Below are 18,567 nucleotides of genomic sequence, written 5' to 3' on the forward strand. Positions count from 1 at the left end.
CCGCGCCGCCCCTCACCTCCTGCCCACACTATTCCCCGAAGCTCAGCAACGCTCGGCCAGTAGACTCGATACATGAGCGAATCGTCGTCACAACTGGCCCCGGGCAGCGTTCTCCCTTTAGCCCGCACCGACAAAAAACAGTGGAAGCTGGGCCAGGAACGCCTGATCGCCTCGGGGATCCTCACGGATCAGGGAACCTTGGCGGCCAGTCCGGCAAAGGACGCTCAGTGGCGCCTCTCCATCCGATCGGTACTTGGCGCCGGCGAATACGATACCCAGGGCTGGCGCGAGGTACTAACCCTCATCTCCGGCGAATTTCTACAGCTAACCGTGGACGATGCCGCCCAGGGTCTTGAGCCCCTGCGCCCATTCCCCTTTACCGCAGCAGCTCCGGTTGGGCTGAGCCAGCCGAACGAAGAGGTCCTGCTGATTCACGTGGCCCACCGTCCCGACGCGGCGCGGGCGACGGTGCGCATTGTCGAGCTGTCCAAGAAGTACGACCAGCACTTGTTCGACGGGCAGCTCGGGATCCTCGTGCAGGGCAAGGCCCACGCGCTCGCTGCGCAAGGCTTCGAGGCCGACCTGCAGTTGCGCGACACGGTTATCGGCGGGGACAGCTCAGGGGTTCGAATCAGCGGCCGCGGCATTCTGGCCGTAGTCTCATTCGATCCGAGCAACAGCTAGTTTCACCCCGGGAACTGCCGCGCACTGCTACACAGTCATCGAGCGCGCCCGGTCATTTTCTTAAAAAGCACTCTTTTTTGGCACCCATGCCTCACCGCGCCGACATGCGCTCGTCGAAATAGGACCGGCCTTGTCCAGAGCCGTAAAGGCACCGGCAACACTGAGATTCGGCCGCCCGCGCGCACTGGTCCTTGAAGTCTTTTCAGCACCAAAGGGCAAGAAGCTCTCCGTTTTTCCTACTCACCTTGAAATGAGAAGCGAGCGCTTCAAATCATCCGCTCCTCGGATCACCCGCACCTCATCTCAACTACGCGGCAAATTCTGCACTTCTTTCAGCACATCACGCCCCAAAACGACAATTTTCAACGAAGTGAGTCATAGTCAAGGGAAGAACGAACTTATTTTCGGTAGAAAGAAGACCTTTGAATCTTTCCACGAAAAAGATCTACCGACCCCCTTGCCATTGGGGAAAAGTAGTTGTCACGAGGAAGTCCACCGGAGCATCACCGGCGACGGACACAAGCTGACAAAGGAGCAGGACATGACCGAGCAGAACACCACCGAGAACCGGATTGCAGCCCTGGAGAACGACTGGGCCAACAACCCACGCTGGTCCAACACCACCCGTGACTACTCGGCAGCAGAAGTCGTCAAGCTCCAGGGCACGGTCCAGGAGGAGCACACCCTGGCCAAACGCGGTTCGGAAAAGCTGTGGAAGCAGCTGACTGAAGAAACCCCGACCGGCGGCTACACGAACGCACTGGGCGCCCTGACCGGCAACCAGGCGGTCCAGCAGGTCAAGGCCGGACTGCGGGCCATCTACCTTTCCGGCTGGCAGGTCGCCGCGGATGCCAACCTTTCGGGCCACACCTACCCGGACCAGTCGCTGTACCCAGCCAACTCGGTGCCGCAGGTGGTGCGTCGCATCAACAATGCCCTGTTGCGCGCCGACCAGATCGAATTTTCCGAAGACATCAAGACCGTCGAGGACTGGCTGGTTCCGATCGTCGCCGACGCCGAAGCCGGCTTCGGAGGGCCGCTGAACGCCTACGAACTGATGAAGTCGATGATTACGGCTGGCGCCTCAGGCGTGCACTGGGAAGACCAGCTGGCCAGCGAGAAGAAGTGCGGCCACCTGGGCGGCAAGGTCCTGATCCCCACCCAGCAGCACATCCGCACCCTGAACGCCGCCCGCCTGGCAGCGGACGTCGCCGGCACCCCGAGCGTGGTCATCGCCCGTACCGATGCAGAGGCCGCCACCCTGATCACCTCGGACGTGGATGAACGCGATCAGCAGTTCATTACCGGCGAGCGCACCGCGGAAGGCTTCTACAAGGTGCAGAATGGTCTCGAGCCGTGCATCGCTCGGGCCAAGGCCTACGCGCCCTACTCGGATCTGATCTGGATGGAAACCGGCACCCCCGACCTGGAAGTGGCCCGTCGGTTCGCCGAAGCGGTCAAGTCCGAGTTCCCGGATCAGATGCTGGCCTACAACTGCTCGCCGTCGTTCAACTGGAAGAAGCATCTGGACGACGCGACCATCGCCAAGTTCCAGCGCGAGCTGGGCGCCATGGGCTTCAGCTTCCAGTTCATCACCCTGGCCGGCTTCCACGCCCTGAACTACTCGATGTTCGACCTGGCCCACGGCTACGCCCGGGACGGCATGAAGTCCTACGTCGACCTGCAGGAGCGCGAGTTCGCCGCCGAGGACCGCGGTTACACCGCCACCCGGCACCAGCGTGAGGTCGGCACCGGATACTTCGATGACATCTCGACCACCCTGAACCCGAACGCTTCGACCCTGGCCCTGGTGGGATCCACCGAAGAAGGCCAATTCCACTAAACCGGCTCACTTTTCGAGCCTTGGTGGGGTCTGAAACGCCCCGGCAGCCGACAAACTCAACACCAGTCGTCAGCGGTTGCCGGGGCCCACGGGCCCCACCAGCCATTAAGTCTTTAAGGATATGCAGCCATGAACTCCCCAATCACTTTGAACACCGTGTCCATCACCGCTTCCCCGGTGCGCTACCAGGAACAGATCCTGACCGCCGACGCACTGGATTTCATCGCCAAGCTGCACCAGGCATTTGAATCCCGCCGGGTGGAACTGATGCAGCGCCGCCAGCTGAACCGGGCCCGCATCGCCAACGGCCACGACCCGAAGTCCCTGGATTCCACCCGCCATATCCGCGAAGACAACAGCTGGCAGGTCGCCCCGGCCGCGCCGGGCCTGGAGGACCGCCGCGTGGAGATCGCCGGCCCCATCGACCGCAAGTCCACCATCAGGGCACTGAACTCCGGCGCCAAGGTGTGGATGGCCGACATGGAGGACCAGTGCTCCCCCACCTGGGCGAACGTCATCAAGAACCAGGTGAACCTGCGCCGGGTGCTGGACGGGACCATTGACTACACCACCGTGGAGGGCACCGTGCTCACCCCGCACAGCACCGAGCTGCGCGAGCTGCCCACCATCGTGGTTCGCCCCCGTGGGCTGCACCTGCCGGAGAAGAACATGCTCATCGACGGCAAGCCGATCGCCGGCGCGTTCGTGGACTTCGGACTGCACTTCTTCCACAACGCCCAGCGCCTGATCGCCGCCGGGCGCGGCCCGTACTTCTCCCTGCCGAAGCTGGAGAACCACGCCGAGGCGCGGCTGTGGAACGACGTGTTCATCCTGGCCCAGGACCTGCTGGGCATCGAGCAGGGCACCATCCGCGCCACCGTGCTGATCGAGACGATCACCGCCGCGTTTGAGATGGAGGAGATCCTCTACGAGCTGCGCGACCACTCGGCCGGCCTGGTGGCCGGACGCTGGGACTACATCTTCTCGATCATCAAGAACTTCCGTTCCCGCGGCGCCCGCTTCGTGATGCCCGACCGTGACTCGGTGACCATGACCAGCCCGTTCATGCGGGCCTACACCGAGCAGCTGGTGCGCGCCTGCCACCGCCGCGGGGCGCTGGCGATCGGCGGGATGAGCGCGTTCGTGCCCAACCGCAAGGATCCGCGCATCAACGAGCAGGGCTTCGCCGAGGTCAACGCGGACAAGTCCCGTGAGGCGGCCGAGGGCTTTGACGGCTCCTGGGTGGCGCACCCGGACCTGGTGCCGGTGGCGATGAAGGCCTACGACAACGTGCTGGGCGAGAACCCGAACCAGGTCTCCAGGCTGCGGGAGGATGTGCAGCCCTCGGCCTCCGAGCTGCTGAACGTTTCCGGGCTGGGTGGGCGCATCACCGAAACCGGGATCCGGGACAATGTGGAGATCGGCATCCGCTACATCGAGTCCTGGCTGCGCGGCAACGGCGCGGTGACCATCCGCAACCTGGTGGAGGACGCCTCCACCGCGGAGATCTCCCGTTCCCAGCTGTGGCAGTGGATCCACCAGTCGGCGATCACCGACGAGGGCGAAGTGGTCACCCGGCATTGGGTGAGCGAACTGGCCGAGGAAACCATGGAGAAGATTGAGCGTTTCGAAGGTGACCGCTTTGAGGAGGCCATGGAGATCTTCGAGGCCTGCTCGCTGCGCGACGACTTCCCGACGTTCCTGACCTCCAACGCCTACCTGCGCTACCTGGACAAGCCGGCCCGCCAGTACGCGATGGCCAGCTAATCCCGCAAGGACCTGCGGCACCCGCCAGCATTCCACCAGGTTTCGGCCCCCAAGTTCCCGGTTCCGGCACTGTTGCCCGAATCGGGGGCGAGGCGGGCCGGGGCCCCAGGAATCTGCGGCGGGTGCCGCTGTGCTGTGCCCGGGCGCTGCAGCTAGGCGCCGGCACCGGGGGCGGCGGGACCGGAGGCGGGCAGCGCCTATGCTGGAGGCATGGGAGCAGAATGGGACCGGCAAGGGCAGGGATGGACCGCTGACGTGCTCGGCGAGGACTTTGAGTGCCGGGTGCTGCCGTTGCCCGACGCTGAGCAGGCCACCCTCATCCGGCGCCGTCCGGCCCGCTGGCGCCGCACCGTGGGCGGAGTGCTGCGCGGGCACTCGGTGCTCTACCTGCACGGCTGGTCCGACTACTTCTTCCAGCGCGAGCTGGCCGAGTTCTTCAGCGCCGCCGGGGCGGACTTCTACGCGGTGGACCTGCGCAACTACGGGCGCAACCTCACCGCGCAAAGCACACCGGGATACATCACGGACCTGCAGGAATACTTCGCCGAACTGGATGCCGCCCACCGGATCATGAGCGCCGAACACCCGCAGAACCGGGTAGTGCTGCTGGGGCATTCCACCGGCGGGCTGACCGCATCCCTGTACGCGGCGCAGAACCCGCAAAAGGTGGATGCGCTGGTGCTCAACAGCCCCTGGCTGGAATTCCAGGCCACCGAGTTCGGGCGCACCGCAATCTCCGCGCTGTTCGCCGCCGGCTCGCGGCTGAACCCGCTGCGGGAACTGCCGCGGGTGGACCCCGGGTTCTACACCCGCAGCGTCTCCAGCGCCTACGACGGGGAATGGGACTACAACCTGCAGTGGCGTCCCCCGCAGGGGTTTCGGATCACCACCGGGTTCGTCAACGCCGTGTTCCGTGCCCAGGCCACCGTGGCCAAGGGCCTGGAGCTGCAGCAGCCGGTGCTGGTGCTGCTCTCCGCCCGCGACTACCTGCTGCCGCGCTGGACCCCGGACGCCACCCGCGCGGATGTGGCCCTGAACGTTCAGGTGGTGGCCCGGCGCAGTGTGGACCTGGGCGCCAACCTGTCCCTGCTGCGCCTGGACGGGGCGCTGCACGACATCTTCCTCTCCGTGCCCCGGGTGCGCCAGCGCGCCTACCTGGCCGTTGGCTCCTGGCTGGATGCCCAGCGCCACCGGATGGCCGGGTCCCGGCTGCAGGCGCTGGCCCGCAGGGTCACCGAGGACACCGCCGCCCGGCGCAGCGCCGCGGCCACGCCACCGGATGGGGCCGGGCAGCAGCCGGGGGCAAGGTAGTGCTCGGCTGCGGCTAGGGGCGCAGGGCGCGCTGCCGCCGCTCATGGTTCAGCCCCAGGGTGGCCCACAGCAGCATCGCCGCGGCCGCGATCCACAGCACCGCCAGCCCGAACGCCAGGTAGCTGATCGCCCCCAGAAGCGAGCCCAGGGTGATCATCGCCCACAGCACCGCGTAGGGCGCCCACATCCCCCGGTTCCCGCCGCTGAGCGCCGCCGCCAGCTGCTGGCCGAGCTTGACCAGCGTGCCGGTCATGTAGGTCAGCCCCATCGACACCTCCCCGGAGCGGGTGTAGCTCACGTTCACCGCCCCCATCGCACTGGCCAGCACGCAGGCGGTGAGCACCTGCCCGCGCTCGCCGAGCAGCGCCGCTACCACCAGCAGGGCCCCGGAAATGTACATCACGATCGGCCGGCGGTGCACCCGGGCCCGGGCGCCGACCAGCGTGGCCAGGATGACCCCGAGCACGAAGCAGGAGACAAACGCCATCGCCAGCCACCACCCGGTCACATCCCCGCCGGCTAGCGCCGCCGAGGAGCGGGTGGAGTTGCCGGACATGAACGACAGGAAGTACCCGGAGTAGTGGATGAACCCTACCCCGTCCACGAATCCGGCGATCGCCGTGATCGCGCCGGCGAAGAACACTCCCCGCCACGACAGGTTTCTGGCCACCACTTCCCCCTTCACCCAGGCCCCGGCGCGTGCCTGCGGTCAACCTCATATTGACTTGCGCCACATCAGTACCCAAAAGGGCGCGGCAGCGCGTATGATTTTCACGGTTCGACGTCCACCGCCGCGCAGGTGCCGGCGCAAGGCCGGCAGAGCGGTGCGCGGTAGGCGCGTCACCGACTCCAATCTAGCCAACCAGGAACCGAGTTCGCACCGTGAGTGAAACCCAGCAGGCCCTCGCCCGGGGCCTGAATGCCCGACACATCCGCTTCATGGCCCTGGGATCGGCCATCGGCACCGGGCTGTTCTACGGCTCCTCGGCCGCCATCCAGGCCGCCGGGCCGGCGGTGCTCTTCGCGTACATGATCGGCGGCGCCGCGGTGTTCGTGGTGATGCGCGCCATGGGCGAGATGGCGGTCAAGCACCCGGTCTCCGGCTCCTTCGCGCACTACGCCGCGCGCTACCTGGGGCGTTTTTCCGGATTCGTCACCGGCTGGACATTCACCTTTGAGATGGCGATCGTGGCGATCGCCGACGTCACCGCGTTCGGCATCTACATGGGCTTCTGGTTTCCGCAGGTCCCGCGCTGGATCTGGGTGGCGGCGGTGGTGCTGCTGATCCTGGTGATCAACCTGATGAAGGTCAAGGTGTTCGGGGAAACCGAATTCTGGCTGGCGGTGATCAAGGTCAGTGCGATCGTGGCGATGATTGTGGCCGGCGCCGCGCTGATCGTCTTGGGGTTCCACGCCCCCGGGCAGGACACCGCCCCGGGCCTGGACACGCTGCTGGCCGCCGGCACCCTGTTCCCCAACGGCTTTACCGGCCTGCTGCTCTCCTTCGCCGTGGTGATGTTCGCCTTTGGCGGCATCGAGACCATCGGCATCACCGCCGGGGAGGCCGATGACCCGGCCCGGGCGGTGCCCGCCGCGATCAACACGGTGCCGTGGCGGATCCTGCTGTTCTACGTCGGTTCGCTGGCCGTGATCATGATGCTCTTCGACTGGCGCCAGATCGACGGGACCACCTCCCCGTTCGTGCAGATCTTCGACGCGCTGGGCATCCCGGCCGCCGCCCACGTACTGAACTTCGTGGTGATCACCGCGGCGATCTCCGCGATCAACGCGGACACCTTCGGCGCCGGGCGGATGCTCTACGCCCTGTCCCTGAAGGGCCTGGCCCCGCGCTCCTTCACCCGGGTCTCGGCCAACGGGGTGCCGTGGATGACCGTGCTGGTGATGGTGCTGGTGCTGGTGATCGGGGTGGTGCTCAACGTGCTGCTGCCCGAGCAGCTGTTCCTGATGATCGCCTCGCTGGCCACCTTCGCCACCGTCTGGGTGTGGGTGATGATCCTGGCCTCCTACCTGTCGATGCGCCGTGAAATGGGACGCACCGGCGGCAAGCGCAACGCGTTCGAGGTGCCCGGCGGCAGCCTGAGCGCCTGGGCGGCGCTGGCGTTCATGGGCTTTGTGGTGGTGCTGCTGGCGTTGAGCGCCGAAACCCGGGTCGCGCTCTACGTGGGCGCCGGCTGGCTGGTGCTGCTGGGCATCAGCTACAAGCTGCTGGTCAAGGCCCCGGCCGCGCAGGCGGTGGACGCCCCCTCGGGCAGCGGCCGGGAATAAGCCCGCCCGGCCCCGGGTTGGCACCGACATGAGTGAACAACGTCTTCGCGTGGACATCTGGTCCGACATCGCCTGCCCGTGGTGCTTCATCGGCAAGCGCCGCTTCGAGTCCGCGCTGCAGCAGCTGGACTTTGCCGACCAGGTCGACGTGCACTGGCACGCCTTCCAGCTGGACCCGAGCCTGCCCGAGCATTATGCGGGCACTGAACTTCAGTACCTCAGCGAGGTCAAGGGAATGCCGGCCGAGCAGGTGCAGGGCATGCTGGAGCACGTCACCGACCAGGCCGCCGGTGAGGGGCTGTCCTACGACTTTGAGAAACTGCGTCCGGCCAATTCGTTCAACGCGCTGCGGCTGCTTCAGTTCGCCAAGCAGCAGGGGCAGGGCTCGGCGATGAAGGAGGCGCTGCTCTCGGCGCACTTCGAGCGCGGTCTGGACACCGGCGACCGGGAAACCCTGGCCGACCTGGCCGCCGCGGTGGGCCTGGATCGTTCCCAGGCGCTGGACGTGCTGGAAACCGATGCCCACGCCGATGAGGTGCGAGCCGACATCGACCAAGCCCGCCAGCTGGGCATCAGCGGGGTGCCGTTCTTCGTGCTGGAGGGCAAGTACGGGATCTCCGGGGCGCAGCCGGCCGAGAACTTTGTCCAGGCGCTGCGCCAGGTGCGTGCCGAGCAGGCCTAGCGGCAGGAGACCGCCGGCAGCCCTGCCGTCCGGCTTCTTCTACTTCTTCGCCGCCGACGCGGCACACCGCAGGGGACCCGGCGTCTTGTCCAGGCGCCGGGTCTTGGTCATTTCGGCGAACTTCGCACCGATTTCAAAGTCCACCTGCGCCCCGCGCTTGTCCTTGTCGAACACGTACACGGCCCCATCCAAGTGCCGCTGCAGGGTCAGCGCCTGCGCATAGCCCTGCGGGCCGGAAACCACCGCGCCCACCGTGTCCGCGTAGTCGCTGACCGCGCTGGTGGTCAGCGCAATCTGAAAACCGCGCTGGGACAGCTTCTGTGCGGTGCTGCCGCCCAGGCCGTTCTGCCCGCCCGCGTTCAGCACCCGCACCTCGACCTCGCTCGGATCCAGGTAGGTGAAGTCACGCTGCGGGCATTCGGGGTTGGCAATCGGCTGCTGCTGGTCGGCGGCGGCCGGGGTCTGCCGCTGCCCGGGTAGCTGGATCTTCTGCGTGAACACCAGCAGCGCCACGACCAGCACGACGGCCACCAGTGCGCTGAGCGCGCCGAACACGGCGTTCTGCCGCCGGCGGCGGCGCCGTTTGGCCTGGGCGTCGGACTGGAAGGACAGCTCATCCTCCCCCACAATCCGCTGCCCATGCCAGGTGTTCGCGTCCTGGGGTTCCTGCTCGCCGCTCATGGCCCACCTTTCCGGGCCCGCGCGCCGCGCTCCGTAGTGGCCGGCCTGGCCGGGGCGGCGTCGATGCCCTGTGTGACCTGTAGCTTACCGGCTACTCGTCCAGGTTCAACACCCTGGCGTGCATTATCGAACGGTGGTGCAAGGCGGTGCGCACGGCGCGGTGCAGCCCGTCCTCCAGATACAGGTTGCCCTGCCAGCGCACCACGTGCGGGAACAGATCCCCGAAGAACGTCGAGTCCTCGGCCAACAGGGCTTCCAGGTCCAGGGTCCGCTTTGTGGTGGTTAGCTCCTCCAGGCGCACCTGCTGCGGGGGAATCGCGCTCCAGTCCCGGGTGCTGCGCATCTGATGCTCTGGATAGGGGCGCTGCTCTCCTACTGCTTTAAAAATCACCCCTCCAGCATAGAAAACCGCTGTCGGCCCAGACCCGCAACGCAACGGATGCGGCCAGCCGCCCCCGCGTGGGTTACCATATCCCCGGCGGAGCGACTCGTTGTCCTCTACACAGCGCCCCCGCGTGCCGTCGCCGGGCAGTATGCCCCAGTAATCACGCAGAAAACAAGGATTTCGACGCATTCATTAACCTGCCGGAACCGTGTGTAACCTACGCTGGTAACAATCGCCGCGGCGGGTGCAACATTGTGGGCATGAACAACGCAGTCACCGAGATCCCAGTGCTCGATATCTCCACCGCCCGCAACGCCGACGGCTCCTTCAATCAGCAGTTCGTCCAGAAGCTGCGCGACGCGGCGCACCGCGTCGGCTTTTTCCAGATCGTCGGCTACGCCAAGACCGAGAACCAGGACCAGCAGCTGCTGGAAACCATCGCCGAGTTCTTCGCCAAGCCGGTGGAGCAGAAGCTGAAGCTGGATAACCGCAACAGCGCCCAGTTCCGCGGCTACACCCGGATGGGCACCGAGATCACCCGGGGACGGGCCGATGCGCGCGAACAGATCGACTACGGCCCACAGCGTCCTGCCCTCGACGCCGTTCCCGCGGACGCCCCTTACCTGAATCTGCAGGGCCCGAACCAGTTCCCCCAGGATTTCCCACAGCTGGAGGAACGCGCGATGGCGTGGGCCGAGCTGATGCACCAGACCGGACATGAGCTGCTTTCGGCGCTGGCCGTGGGCCTGGGGCTGGATGAGGACCACTTTGATGAGCCGTTTGCCAACACTCCAGCCTGGATGGGCAAGCTGGTGCACTACGTCTCCGGTGACGTGGTCCCGGACGCCGGCAACCAGGGCGTGGGGCTGCACGCCGACTACGGCTTCATCACCCTGCTGCTGCAGGACAGCGTGGGCGGGCTGCAGGTGCAGCCGTACGGGCAGGAAGAGTGGATTGAAGTGCCACCCACTCCCGGCGCGCTGGTGGTGAACCTGGGTGAGATGCTCGAGGTGGCGACCGACGGCTACCTGATGGCCACCATTCACCGGGTGATCGCCCCGCCGGCGGGCGTGGACCGCTACTCGGTGCCCTTCTTCTACTCCCCGCGCCTGGACGCAGTGATCGACAAGGTCCAGCTGCCAGCCGAACTGGCGGCCGAAGCCCGGGGTGTCTCCGATGATCCGCAGAACCCGATGCTGGCCTCCTACGGCGCCAATGTGCTCAAGGGTTGGCTGCGCGCCCACCCACAGACCGCGGCAATCCATTACCCAGAACTGGTGCAGAGCAAGGCCAGCGCATAAGTTCGCAAGGCCGGGCGCAACGGACGCCGCGAGCGCGGGAGCCCTTACGGTGCTGTAAACAGCAGACGGCTGGCAGGAACCTGAAGCTCTTGCCAGCCGTCTGCTGTTAACAGTGCGAGTGTTCATGACGTCAACTGGTCCCCCAATTACCAGTCAGGCCGTCATCTGAGAAGCACTCCCGGTATACACCGTGCCCCCATTCTTACCCGTGTGACTCAAACTACTGATAGGTTCATCTAAAGATTTCATCAATTCATCTGAATACGCCTGTCAGACCGCTAGTTTCTGTTCCGTAATCATTCGGTAGCCAACGCCGCGAACGGTCTCAATCCATTTTGGTTCCCGCGCCGAGTCACCCAACTTGCGGCGCAGGTTTGCGATATGCACCTCGATGCTGCGTTGATCGGCGGAGGAAATGTAGCTGTCACCACCGTTCTCGTAGCCATTGAGATGGCGCACCATCTCCTGCTTGCTGCGCACACGCCCCGGATTCATCAGCAACATGTGCAGCAGCGAGAACTCCGTGGCGGTGACCGGAATGGAGGTTCCGTCAATCGTCACATCCCACGTGCTGGTGTTCAGAATCAGATCCCGGTGGCGCAATTCCTCGCCGCCGTCTGGATCGATTCCGTTCAGCAGCTGCCGCATTCGCACGCGTTGCCGCATGATCGCATTGATCCGGGCGCGAAGCTCCCGCATGCGTCCGGTTCCGGCCATGTATTGATCGGCTCCGGCCTCCAGCGCCAGCACGACTTCTATCTCGTCGTCGCTGGGCAACATCGCAATGATGTGCGCTTTGGTTATCGGGCGGATTCGCTGAATGGTTTCATTCATGTCGATATCCGGCAGCCCGGGGAAGACCAGGACAATGTCCGTTTCGGCCCTCTCAACCTGCTGCACCCCTAAGCGGCCCGAGTCCGCACGGTCAACAGAGAACCCGGCGTTATGCAGCACCAAATCAAAATCTGGTCCCGCCGCCGCGTCTCCACAAATAAGCACAACTCTGCGCTTCTCATTCACCATATCTATGCCCCAAACATCGATGAACGATCCAATTTTCCCAAGTACAGCAGATACTACAGCAGAACATGCGGCTGACGGGGAAAGAGATGACGGGTAAAGAGCGCAGATTACCTGGGAAGCCGCAAATCCAATGCAAGCCAGGAACAACGACGCCACACCCACAACCGTCGACGTGGCGGGCCTATCGATCAGATAGGACGCAGAATTCATTGCCCTCGGGGTCGGCCATGACCACCCATTCTTGAATGCCCTGACCAATGTCGATGGGACGGGCCCCAAGGATAATTAGACGCCGCACTTCCTCCTCCTGGGAAACACCATGCGGGGTGAGGTCCAGGTGCAGCCGGTTCTTGACGCCCTTGCCCTCGGGAACTCGAGCAAAGGTCAGGATCGGAGTCCCGGACTCCTCACCCGCACTCCTCATAAGCCCACCTTCACCACGTAGTGCGGGCGAACCTATGGACACGAATTCGGCGGTGCGTTCGATAACGGCAAAGCCCAGTGCGGCACACCAGAAATCCGCCAAGGCTTCGGGTTGATGACAGTCGATTCCGATCTCGGTGATCCAACTAGTCATTCTCGGCTCCCCTCAGGGATCAAGTCCGCAGGATCCCAGGGCTTAAATGATAATGTCCCGGTGAACCGAAGTTACGGTCCACCGGGACATCCATCTGGCGGAGGATGGGGGATTTGAACCCCCGAGGGCGTGAACCCAACACGCGTTCCAGGCGTGCGCCATAGGCCGCTAGGCGAATCCTCCATAGCGCTCTGTAGAGCAGGCTCCAGCATATCGAAATTTTTCCTGATTCACGAATCGGGTTCCGGGCCAGCCTCAAAAGTATCCCAGTCGCTCAAGATCCCCGGAAGTTCGGGGATTCCGGACGCTTATCCCCATCGAGCAGACCCCGAGATCAAAGTGTCGGGGTGCCACGAGACAATGAATACATGGGAAAAAGAGATGTATTTCATAACGACGGTGATCCTCACCGTTTGCACATCCTCCCATCTGGTCATCGTGAGTTTTGTGGATCAGATGGAGACTGGTCCGCGCAGGTGGAACGGGAAGTTGTCTTCAGCTCGTTGGCAGATAACGTCACCACACTGTCTGCGCTCGGTGTTGCCACCACTGCAAAGCAGGCCCTGACCCAGCTTGAGCAAATCGCCAGAATTCGCTCACAACTGGATAGCGCGGAAGCGCTCCTGCTGGCTGATGCCTTGGAACTGGCCAATCGGGAGGCGGAACAGAACGCTGAGCAACAGGTCCTCTTCCAGGACGCACTCCAGGAACGCAGCGCTGAGTACTACGGAGTCGACCCTCGAAACCCGGACATCATCCGCTCTTCGCTGGTCAGTGAAGTTTCCATCGCCATGCGCGAACCCGAGCGGGTAGTGCGAGGCAAACTGATCACCGCAGAAGGCCTGCGCCATTTGTGCCCAAGGACGCTCAGCGAGCTCAGCCAAGGAAGCATCACCACCAAGAGCGCGGTGGAAATCGTGAAAAACTCGCAGGATCTTGAACCGGAGGAAGCCCACCATCTGGAAGAGGTGCTGCTGCCCATTGCCCGCACCAGCCCCGACCACACCGTCAAGAAACAGGCGCAGAAGATGCGCGGACGCCTTCATCCACAAAGCCCGGAGGAACGCCACAAGGTGAAGCAGGCCGAACGCGGCGTCATTTGCTGGAACGAAGATGGCGGGATGGCCAAGATTCTGATCACCCTGGAAGCCCAGGACGCACTCGCGATCATGAATACGCTGAACTGGCACATCGCGGGACACCGCGACCCGGACGACGATCGCGGCGACGCGCAGATTCGCGCGGACATCTTCCGGGATGTGTTGTTGGATGGCTGGCCGGAGCGCAAGGGAGCCGACGTCAAGGCTCGTATTGCAATCACCATCCCGGCCCTGGAAATGCTTGCAAACCCACAGCGGACGGTAGCGGAACTAGAAGGCTACGGGCCGGTCCCACTGGGAGTGGCGCTGCAGCTGGCCAAGAACGCGCCTTCGTTGATTCCGGTGCTAACCGACCCCTGGACCGGAGCGGTAATCGACATTGGTCGAACCCGCTACCGGCCACCCAACGTGCTAAGGGAATTCCTTCGCTGGCGGGACGAGCACTGTTGCTTCCCCGGATGTCGTCGGTTGCCCGATGCCAGCGAAATCGACCACATCGATGACTGGGCGAAGGGCGGCGGAACGACACGGCGGAACACGAGACTGCTGTGCAAGCGACACCAGATGTTCAAGCATGCGCTCGGGTGGCAATCCACATACCGCCCGGATGGCTCGGTTGAATGGCGCACCCCCAACGGGATGATTCAAACTCACCTGCCGGGCAGCATCCGCAGCGCCCAATCGTTCGAACCCGAGATGGCGACAAATCCCATGTTGCCCACAGTCGAGGTGAACGATGAAGTGCTCCGGGTTCTGGGCTGGCGTGACCCTCCCCAACAGAATGCCGGGTAAGCGGCAAGGATCTTGACACCCTCGTTGAGAGCAAGGGCACGTCTCCTCGATTTCATCCACGGGCACGTCTCCGGTAGTATTTTCGGTGACCCCTCGTGTGGTGTCATCCTGTTGAACTCCCCCAGGACCGGAAGGTAGCAAGGGTAGATGGGCTCTGGCAGGTGCATGAGGGGTCTTTACTTTTCCACGATGCGTGAATGGAGTCTAGGTGGGCGCTGGTCGTTACGCCCCAAGTCCTTCGGGGCCGCTTCACCTTGGCAATTTACGCACTGCGATTCTGGCCTGGCTATTTGCCCGCTCAACCTCGCGGCAGTTCCTCTTGCGCATTGAAGACCTGGACCGTGTGCGTTCCGGCGCCGAAGAAATGCAACTCAAGGAATTGGCGGCGCTGGGCTTGGAATTTGATGGCCCCCTGGTCCGCCAGCACGAGCGGCTGGACACTTATCAGCAGATCATCGCGTCTCTGGCTGAACGCGGAATGGTTTACGAATGCTTCTGCTCACGCAAGGACATCGCCGAAGCTACGTCCGCGCCGCACGCCGCACCCGGCGCCTACCCGGGCACCTGTCGAAACCTGACGGACGTGCAGCGGGCCGAGCGAGCCAAGGTTCGGCCTGCCGCTTTGCGGCTCCGCGCCGAAACCGCCTCCTTCACCGTCCATGACGAATTGGCTGGCGAATACCGCGGACTGGTCGACGACTTTGTGCTGTTACGCAACGACGGCGCACCATCGTACAACCTCGCCGTGGTGGTTGATGACGGGCACTTCGGCATCGACCAGGTCGTGCGCGGGGACGACCTGCTCTCTTCGGCGCCCCGGCAGGCCTATTTGGCGTCGCTGCTGTCACTGCCCGTCCCCGAATATGCCCATGTGCCGTTGGCGGTCAACGACAAGGGGCAACGGCTGGCCAAACGCGACGGGTCAGTGACCCTCGAAGACCTTTTCGAGAAAGGCATTGATGCCGACCAAGTGCGCGGGATCTTGCTAGAGTCATTGGGCCTGCCTACCAGCTCGCTCGACGCCGCGTTGCGGGCCTTTGACCCGGCCCGGCTGCCCCGGGAGCCTTGGGTGGTACGGCCAGATGAAATTGTTCACCAGCTGATGCCTGATGCATCGAAGAACAGATAGGGTATCGGTGTGAGTACAGCGCTTTACCGTAGATATCGTCCCGACACCTTCGCCGACGTTATCGGGCAAGAGCACGTGACCACCCCCCTGATGACTGCCCTGTCGAAGAACCGGGTCAATCACGCCTACCTCTTTTCCGGGCCCCGCGGCTGCGGCAAAACCACCAGCGCCCGCATCCTGGCACGCTGCCTGAACTGTGCCGAAGGCCCGACGCCGACCCCGTGCGGCAAATGCGACAGCTGCATTGAACTGGCCAGCGGCGGCCCGGGCTCCCTTGACGTCATCGAGATCGACGCGGCCAGCCACGGCGGCGTCGAAGACGCCCGCGACCTTCGCGAACGTGCAACTTTTGCCCCGACCCGCGACCGGTACAAGGTCTTCATCATCGATGAGGCCCACATGGTTACCCCGGCAGGATTCAACGCCCTGCTGAAAATCGTTGAAGAGCCGCCGGCCCACATCAAGTTCATCTTCGCGACCACCGAACCGGACAAGGTCATCGGCACGATCCGCTCGCGTACCCACCACTACCCGTTCCGCCTGGTTCCTCCCGAGGCCCTGCTGCAGTACCTGCAGACCCTCTGCGAACGTGAGAACGTCCAGGTGGCCGAGGGCGTGCTGCCGCTGGTGATCCGCGCCGGCGGAGGATCGGTGCGTGACACCCTCTCCGTACTGGACCAGCTGATGGCCGGGGCCTCGGAGGCCGGGGTCGACTACGAAACCGCGGTCGCCCTGCTGGGCTACACGCACGCCACGTTGCTGGATGAGGTGTCCCTGGCGCTGCATGAGGCCGACGGGGCCAGCCTGTTCGACGCGATCGACCGGATCGTGCAGACCGGCCAGGATCCGCGCCGCTTCGTCGAGGACCTGTTGGAGCGTTTCCGTGACCTGATCATCGCCAAGGCGGTGCCTGAGGGGCTGGAAAAGATCCTGCGCGGCATGCCCGGCGACCAGTTGCAGAGCCTGGCCGATCAATCCACCCTGTTCGGACAGGCCGAGCTGAGCCGTTGGGCCGATGTAACCAACCAGGCCCTGACCGACATGACCGGGGCCACCTCACCGCGCCTGCACCTGGAGCTGCTGGCCGCGCGCTTGCTGCTGCCTTCGGCCGATGCCGGGGCCAGCGCCGTTGCCGCCCGCCTGGATCGGCTCGAACGCCATGCCATGACCGGCGGCGCGCTGCCCGAGCTGGCACAGGATGGCTACAGCGATGCACCGATGTCCAGCGCTCCCATGGCATCTCCGGAAAGCACCCGCCAGGGCGCCGCCGCAGTACGTGAGGCACTGGCGGCTGCCCGCGCCCGCAAGCAGGGAACAGCCCCCGCCGAGACTGCCTCCCCGCAATCCCAGGAGCCTGGAACCCCCGCCGCTCAGCAGCCCGAACAGGTTCCAGCCGACGCTCAGACCGCTCACTCACAGATTCCGGCTTCCGATCACCCGCAGCCGCAGGAGCCGAGCGCGCAGCAGATCCCGGATGCCGAAGACGGACCCTTGGATCCGGGCGGCTCACTCAACACCGGGGCCGACGCCGACTGGGGCGGCACCTGGGGTCCGATCAGTGATGCGCCGAGCAACCCGGTAACCACCCCGGTGGATCCTTCCCCGAGTGTCCCGGCCCAGCGTCCGGAAGGCGTCTCCCCGTTCAGCCTGGTTCCGGATCCGGCCAGCGGCGAGGACCTCTCCTTTGGCACCGGCGTGCCTATCGACGACGTGAAGCAGAACGCGGCCATGGCCGAATTCGCCAAGCGCGCGGCGGCGCAGCGCGAACAGTCCCAGCCGCAGGGACCAGCCGCACCACAGCAAACCGCTCAGCAGCAGCCCGCCTCGCCACAACCCGCACAGGATTCCCCTGCCCATCCAGCCCAGTTCGAACAGCACCGAGGGGCCGACGAGCAGGATCAGCACGCGGAACAGCAGCGCGCCGAAGTGCAGCGCCAGGCTGAGGAAAACGCGCGCCGCGAACAAGCTCAGCGCGAGCAGGCCGAACGCGAACAAGCCCAGCGCGAGCAGGCCGAACGCGAACAAGCCCAACGCGCCGAAGCGCAGCGTCAAGCCGAAGAAAACGCACGCCGAGAACAGGCCCAACGCGAACAAGCCCAGCGAGAGCAGACACAGCGCGCCGAACAGCAGCGCCAGATGCAGCAGGAGCAGCAGCGGCCGCAGCAGCAGGCACCACATGGTCAGCCTTCCCCGCAGCGCCAACAGCCACAGCAGCAGTCTCAAGCGGCTGCCGCCTCAGGCGGGTCCGGCGGTGCAGTCCAGGCGTTCCAGCATGCCTGGCCCACGATCCTGGAGCAGCTGCAATCCCACTCGCGGGTTCTGCACTCGATGGTTGCGAACTATGCGAACATCGGAGGTTTCGACGGTCGCACCCTGACGCTGGCCTTCTCAAACTCCGGGCCGCTGGTGAACTTGCGCAACCGGCCGGACATGATGGGGCTGCTGACCAATACGGTCAGCCAGGTCATGCGGCAACAGGTCGAGGTGGTCCTCACCGAGGGAGGCTCGGGTCCCACCGGTGGTGGTTCCCCAAAAGGTGACCGCCGGCCCCAGCCGGCGTCCGCACCAGTAGCTGAACGTCAGTCGAACGCAGCGGCGGACGCCCCGGCGCCCACCCCCCACTCACCGCAGGCAGCCTCGGTCGCCCAGCCCTCCCGGCAGGAACCTGCCGGGCAGCGCGCCGGTGCGGGCTCCGCACCGGCGGGGATCTCCGCCCCGCCCTACGATGAGGAACCGCCGTACGATCCGTACGAGGACTCCTACCCTCCAGAGGACAGCTACTACTCCCCCGAGCCGTCGCGCCCCCAGCCAGCCGCGCGCCCGGCCGCTGCCGGCGTACCAGCTACGCCTGACCGGCAGGACCCGTCCGGTCCCGTGGCCCCCTCCGGGCAGACGGCTGCCCCCGCACCCGCCACGACCAACGCGCCGTCGGCCCCCGGGGCCCCGCGTACCTTTGACGGGCCACCGGTGGCGCCCAAGCCGCGGATGACCGCCGGCATGAGCGCC

15 protein-coding genes, 1 tRNA gene and 1 other RNA gene are annotated in these 18,567 nt (G+C 64.9%); 11 read left to right on the forward strand and 6 right to left on the reverse strand.

The annotated features are described in order from the left end of the window. Window positions 1–72 precede the first annotated feature (72 nt). The 4 genes from RCJ92_RS07650 (at window position 73) to RCJ92_RS07665 (ending at window position 5,605) form a co-directional block, all read left to right on the forward strand. Window positions 73–684, forward strand: a complete 612-nt coding sequence (locus tag RCJ92_RS07650; protein ID WP_446754242.1) for a HutD family protein — start codon at window positions 73–75, stop codon at window positions 682–684. A gap of 541 nt (window positions 685–1,225) precedes the next feature. Continuing rightward, window positions 1,226–2,527 carry an isocitrate lyase gene (aceA, locus tag RCJ92_RS07655; RefSeq protein WP_446754243.1) on the forward strand — a complete coding sequence of 434 codons (1,302 nt, stop codon included), beginning with the start codon at window positions 1,226–1,228 and terminating at the stop codon, window positions 2,525–2,527. Between the two features lie 129 nt (window positions 2,528–2,656). Further along, window positions 2,657–4,294, forward strand: a complete 1,638-nt coding sequence (aceB, locus tag RCJ92_RS07660; RefSeq protein ID WP_446754244.1) for a malate synthase A — start codon at window positions 2,657–2,659, stop codon at window positions 4,292–4,294. Between the two features lie 210 nt (window positions 4,295–4,504). After that, on the forward strand, window positions 4,505–5,605 hold the full coding sequence (locus RCJ92_RS07665) for an alpha/beta hydrolase (RefSeq protein WP_446754245.1): 1,101 nt from the start codon (window positions 4,505–4,507) through the stop codon (window positions 5,603–5,605). 13 nt (window positions 5,606–5,618) lie between these two features. Here RCJ92_RS07665 and RCJ92_RS07670 read toward each other — a convergent pair whose 3' ends face one another. After that, the gene (locus tag RCJ92_RS07670) at window positions 5,619–6,275 is read right to left on the reverse strand and encodes a YoaK family protein (RefSeq protein WP_138925538.1); all 657 of its coding nucleotides are present in this window, start codon (window positions 6,273–6,275) and stop codon (window positions 5,619–5,621) included. 269 nt (window positions 6,276–6,544) lie between these two features. Here RCJ92_RS07670 and RCJ92_RS07675 point away from each other — a divergent pair, with 269 nt between their 5' ends. After that, on the forward strand, window positions 6,545–7,891 hold the full coding sequence (locus RCJ92_RS07675) for an amino acid permease (RefSeq protein ID WP_446754251.1): 1,347 nt from the start codon (window positions 6,545–6,547) through the stop codon (window positions 7,889–7,891). 28 nt (window positions 7,892–7,919) lie between these two features. Then, window positions 7,920–8,573: a DsbA family oxidoreductase gene (locus RCJ92_RS07680; RefSeq protein ID WP_138925537.1), complete on the forward strand. Its 654-nt coding sequence runs from the start codon at window positions 7,920–7,922 to the stop codon at window positions 8,571–8,573. 39 nt (window positions 8,574–8,612) lie between these two features. Here the strand turns inward: RCJ92_RS07680 and RCJ92_RS07685 are convergent, their stop codons facing one another. Both RCJ92_RS07685 and RCJ92_RS07690 read right to left on the reverse strand, forming a co-directional pair. After that, a complete protein-coding gene (locus RCJ92_RS07685) occupies window positions 8,613–9,254 on the reverse strand; it encodes a LytR C-terminal domain-containing protein (RefSeq protein WP_446754246.1) in 642 nt (213 codons plus the stop codon). A 91-nt stretch (window positions 9,255–9,345) separates the two neighbouring features. Beyond that, window positions 9,346–9,645, reverse strand: a complete 300-nt coding sequence (locus RCJ92_RS07690) for a type II toxin-antitoxin system VapB family antitoxin (protein ID WP_054821128.1) — start codon at window positions 9,643–9,645, stop codon at window positions 9,346–9,348. A gap of 254 nt (window positions 9,646–9,899) precedes the next feature. Here RCJ92_RS07690 and RCJ92_RS07695 point away from each other — a divergent pair, with 254 nt between their 5' ends. Continuing rightward, the gene (locus RCJ92_RS07695) at window positions 9,900–10,940 is read left to right on the forward strand and encodes an isopenicillin N synthase family dioxygenase (RefSeq protein ID WP_054821129.1); all 1,041 of its coding nucleotides are present in this window, start codon (window positions 9,900–9,902) and stop codon (window positions 10,938–10,940) included. Between the two features lie 270 nt (window positions 10,941–11,210). On the opposite strand, the gene RCJ92_RS07700 is transcribed toward RCJ92_RS07695, so the two are convergent. The 3 genes from RCJ92_RS07700 to RCJ92_RS07710 all read right to left on the reverse strand — a co-directional run bounded on the left by RCJ92_RS07700 (window position 11,211) and on the right by RCJ92_RS07710 (window position 12,723). Beyond that, window positions 11,211–11,963, reverse strand: coding sequence for a response regulator transcription factor (locus tag RCJ92_RS07700; protein ID WP_446754247.1), 753 nt, complete (start codon window positions 11,961–11,963; stop codon window positions 11,211–11,213). Window positions 11,964–12,144: 181 nt separating this feature from the next. Further along, the gene (locus RCJ92_RS07705; RefSeq protein WP_446754248.1) at window positions 12,145–12,540 is read right to left on the reverse strand and encodes a VOC family protein; all 396 of its coding nucleotides are present in this window, start codon (window positions 12,538–12,540) and stop codon (window positions 12,145–12,147) included. Between the two features lie 95 nt (window positions 12,541–12,635). Beyond that, window positions 12,636–12,723 (reverse strand) — tRNA-Ser (locus tag RCJ92_RS07710). A 293-nt stretch (window positions 12,724–13,016) separates the two neighbouring features. On the opposite strand from RCJ92_RS07710, the gene RCJ92_RS07715 reads away from it, so the two are divergent. The 4 genes from RCJ92_RS07715 to RCJ92_RS07730 form a co-directional block, all read left to right on the forward strand. Beyond that, on the forward strand, window positions 13,017–14,432 hold the full coding sequence (locus tag RCJ92_RS07715) for an HNH endonuclease (protein ID WP_171021126.1): 1,416 nt from the start codon (window positions 13,017–13,019) through the stop codon (window positions 14,430–14,432). 84 nt (window positions 14,433–14,516) lie between these two features. Then, window positions 14,517–14,613: signal recognition particle sRNA small type (gene ffs, locus RCJ92_RS07720), an RNA gene on the forward strand. A gap of 27 nt (window positions 14,614–14,640) precedes the next feature. Beyond that, entirely contained in the window at window positions 14,641–15,561 is a 921-nt protein-coding gene (gene gluQRS, locus RCJ92_RS07725; protein ID WP_446754249.1) for a tRNA glutamyl-Q(34) synthetase GluQRS, read from the forward strand. A 9-nt stretch (window positions 15,562–15,570) separates the two neighbouring features. Then, the coding region (locus RCJ92_RS07730) for a DNA polymerase III subunit gamma and tau (RefSeq protein WP_446754250.1) at window positions 15,571–18,567 on the forward strand (2,997 nt) is incomplete at its 3' end.

This window comes from Glutamicibacter sp. BSL13, assembly GCF_052928425.1.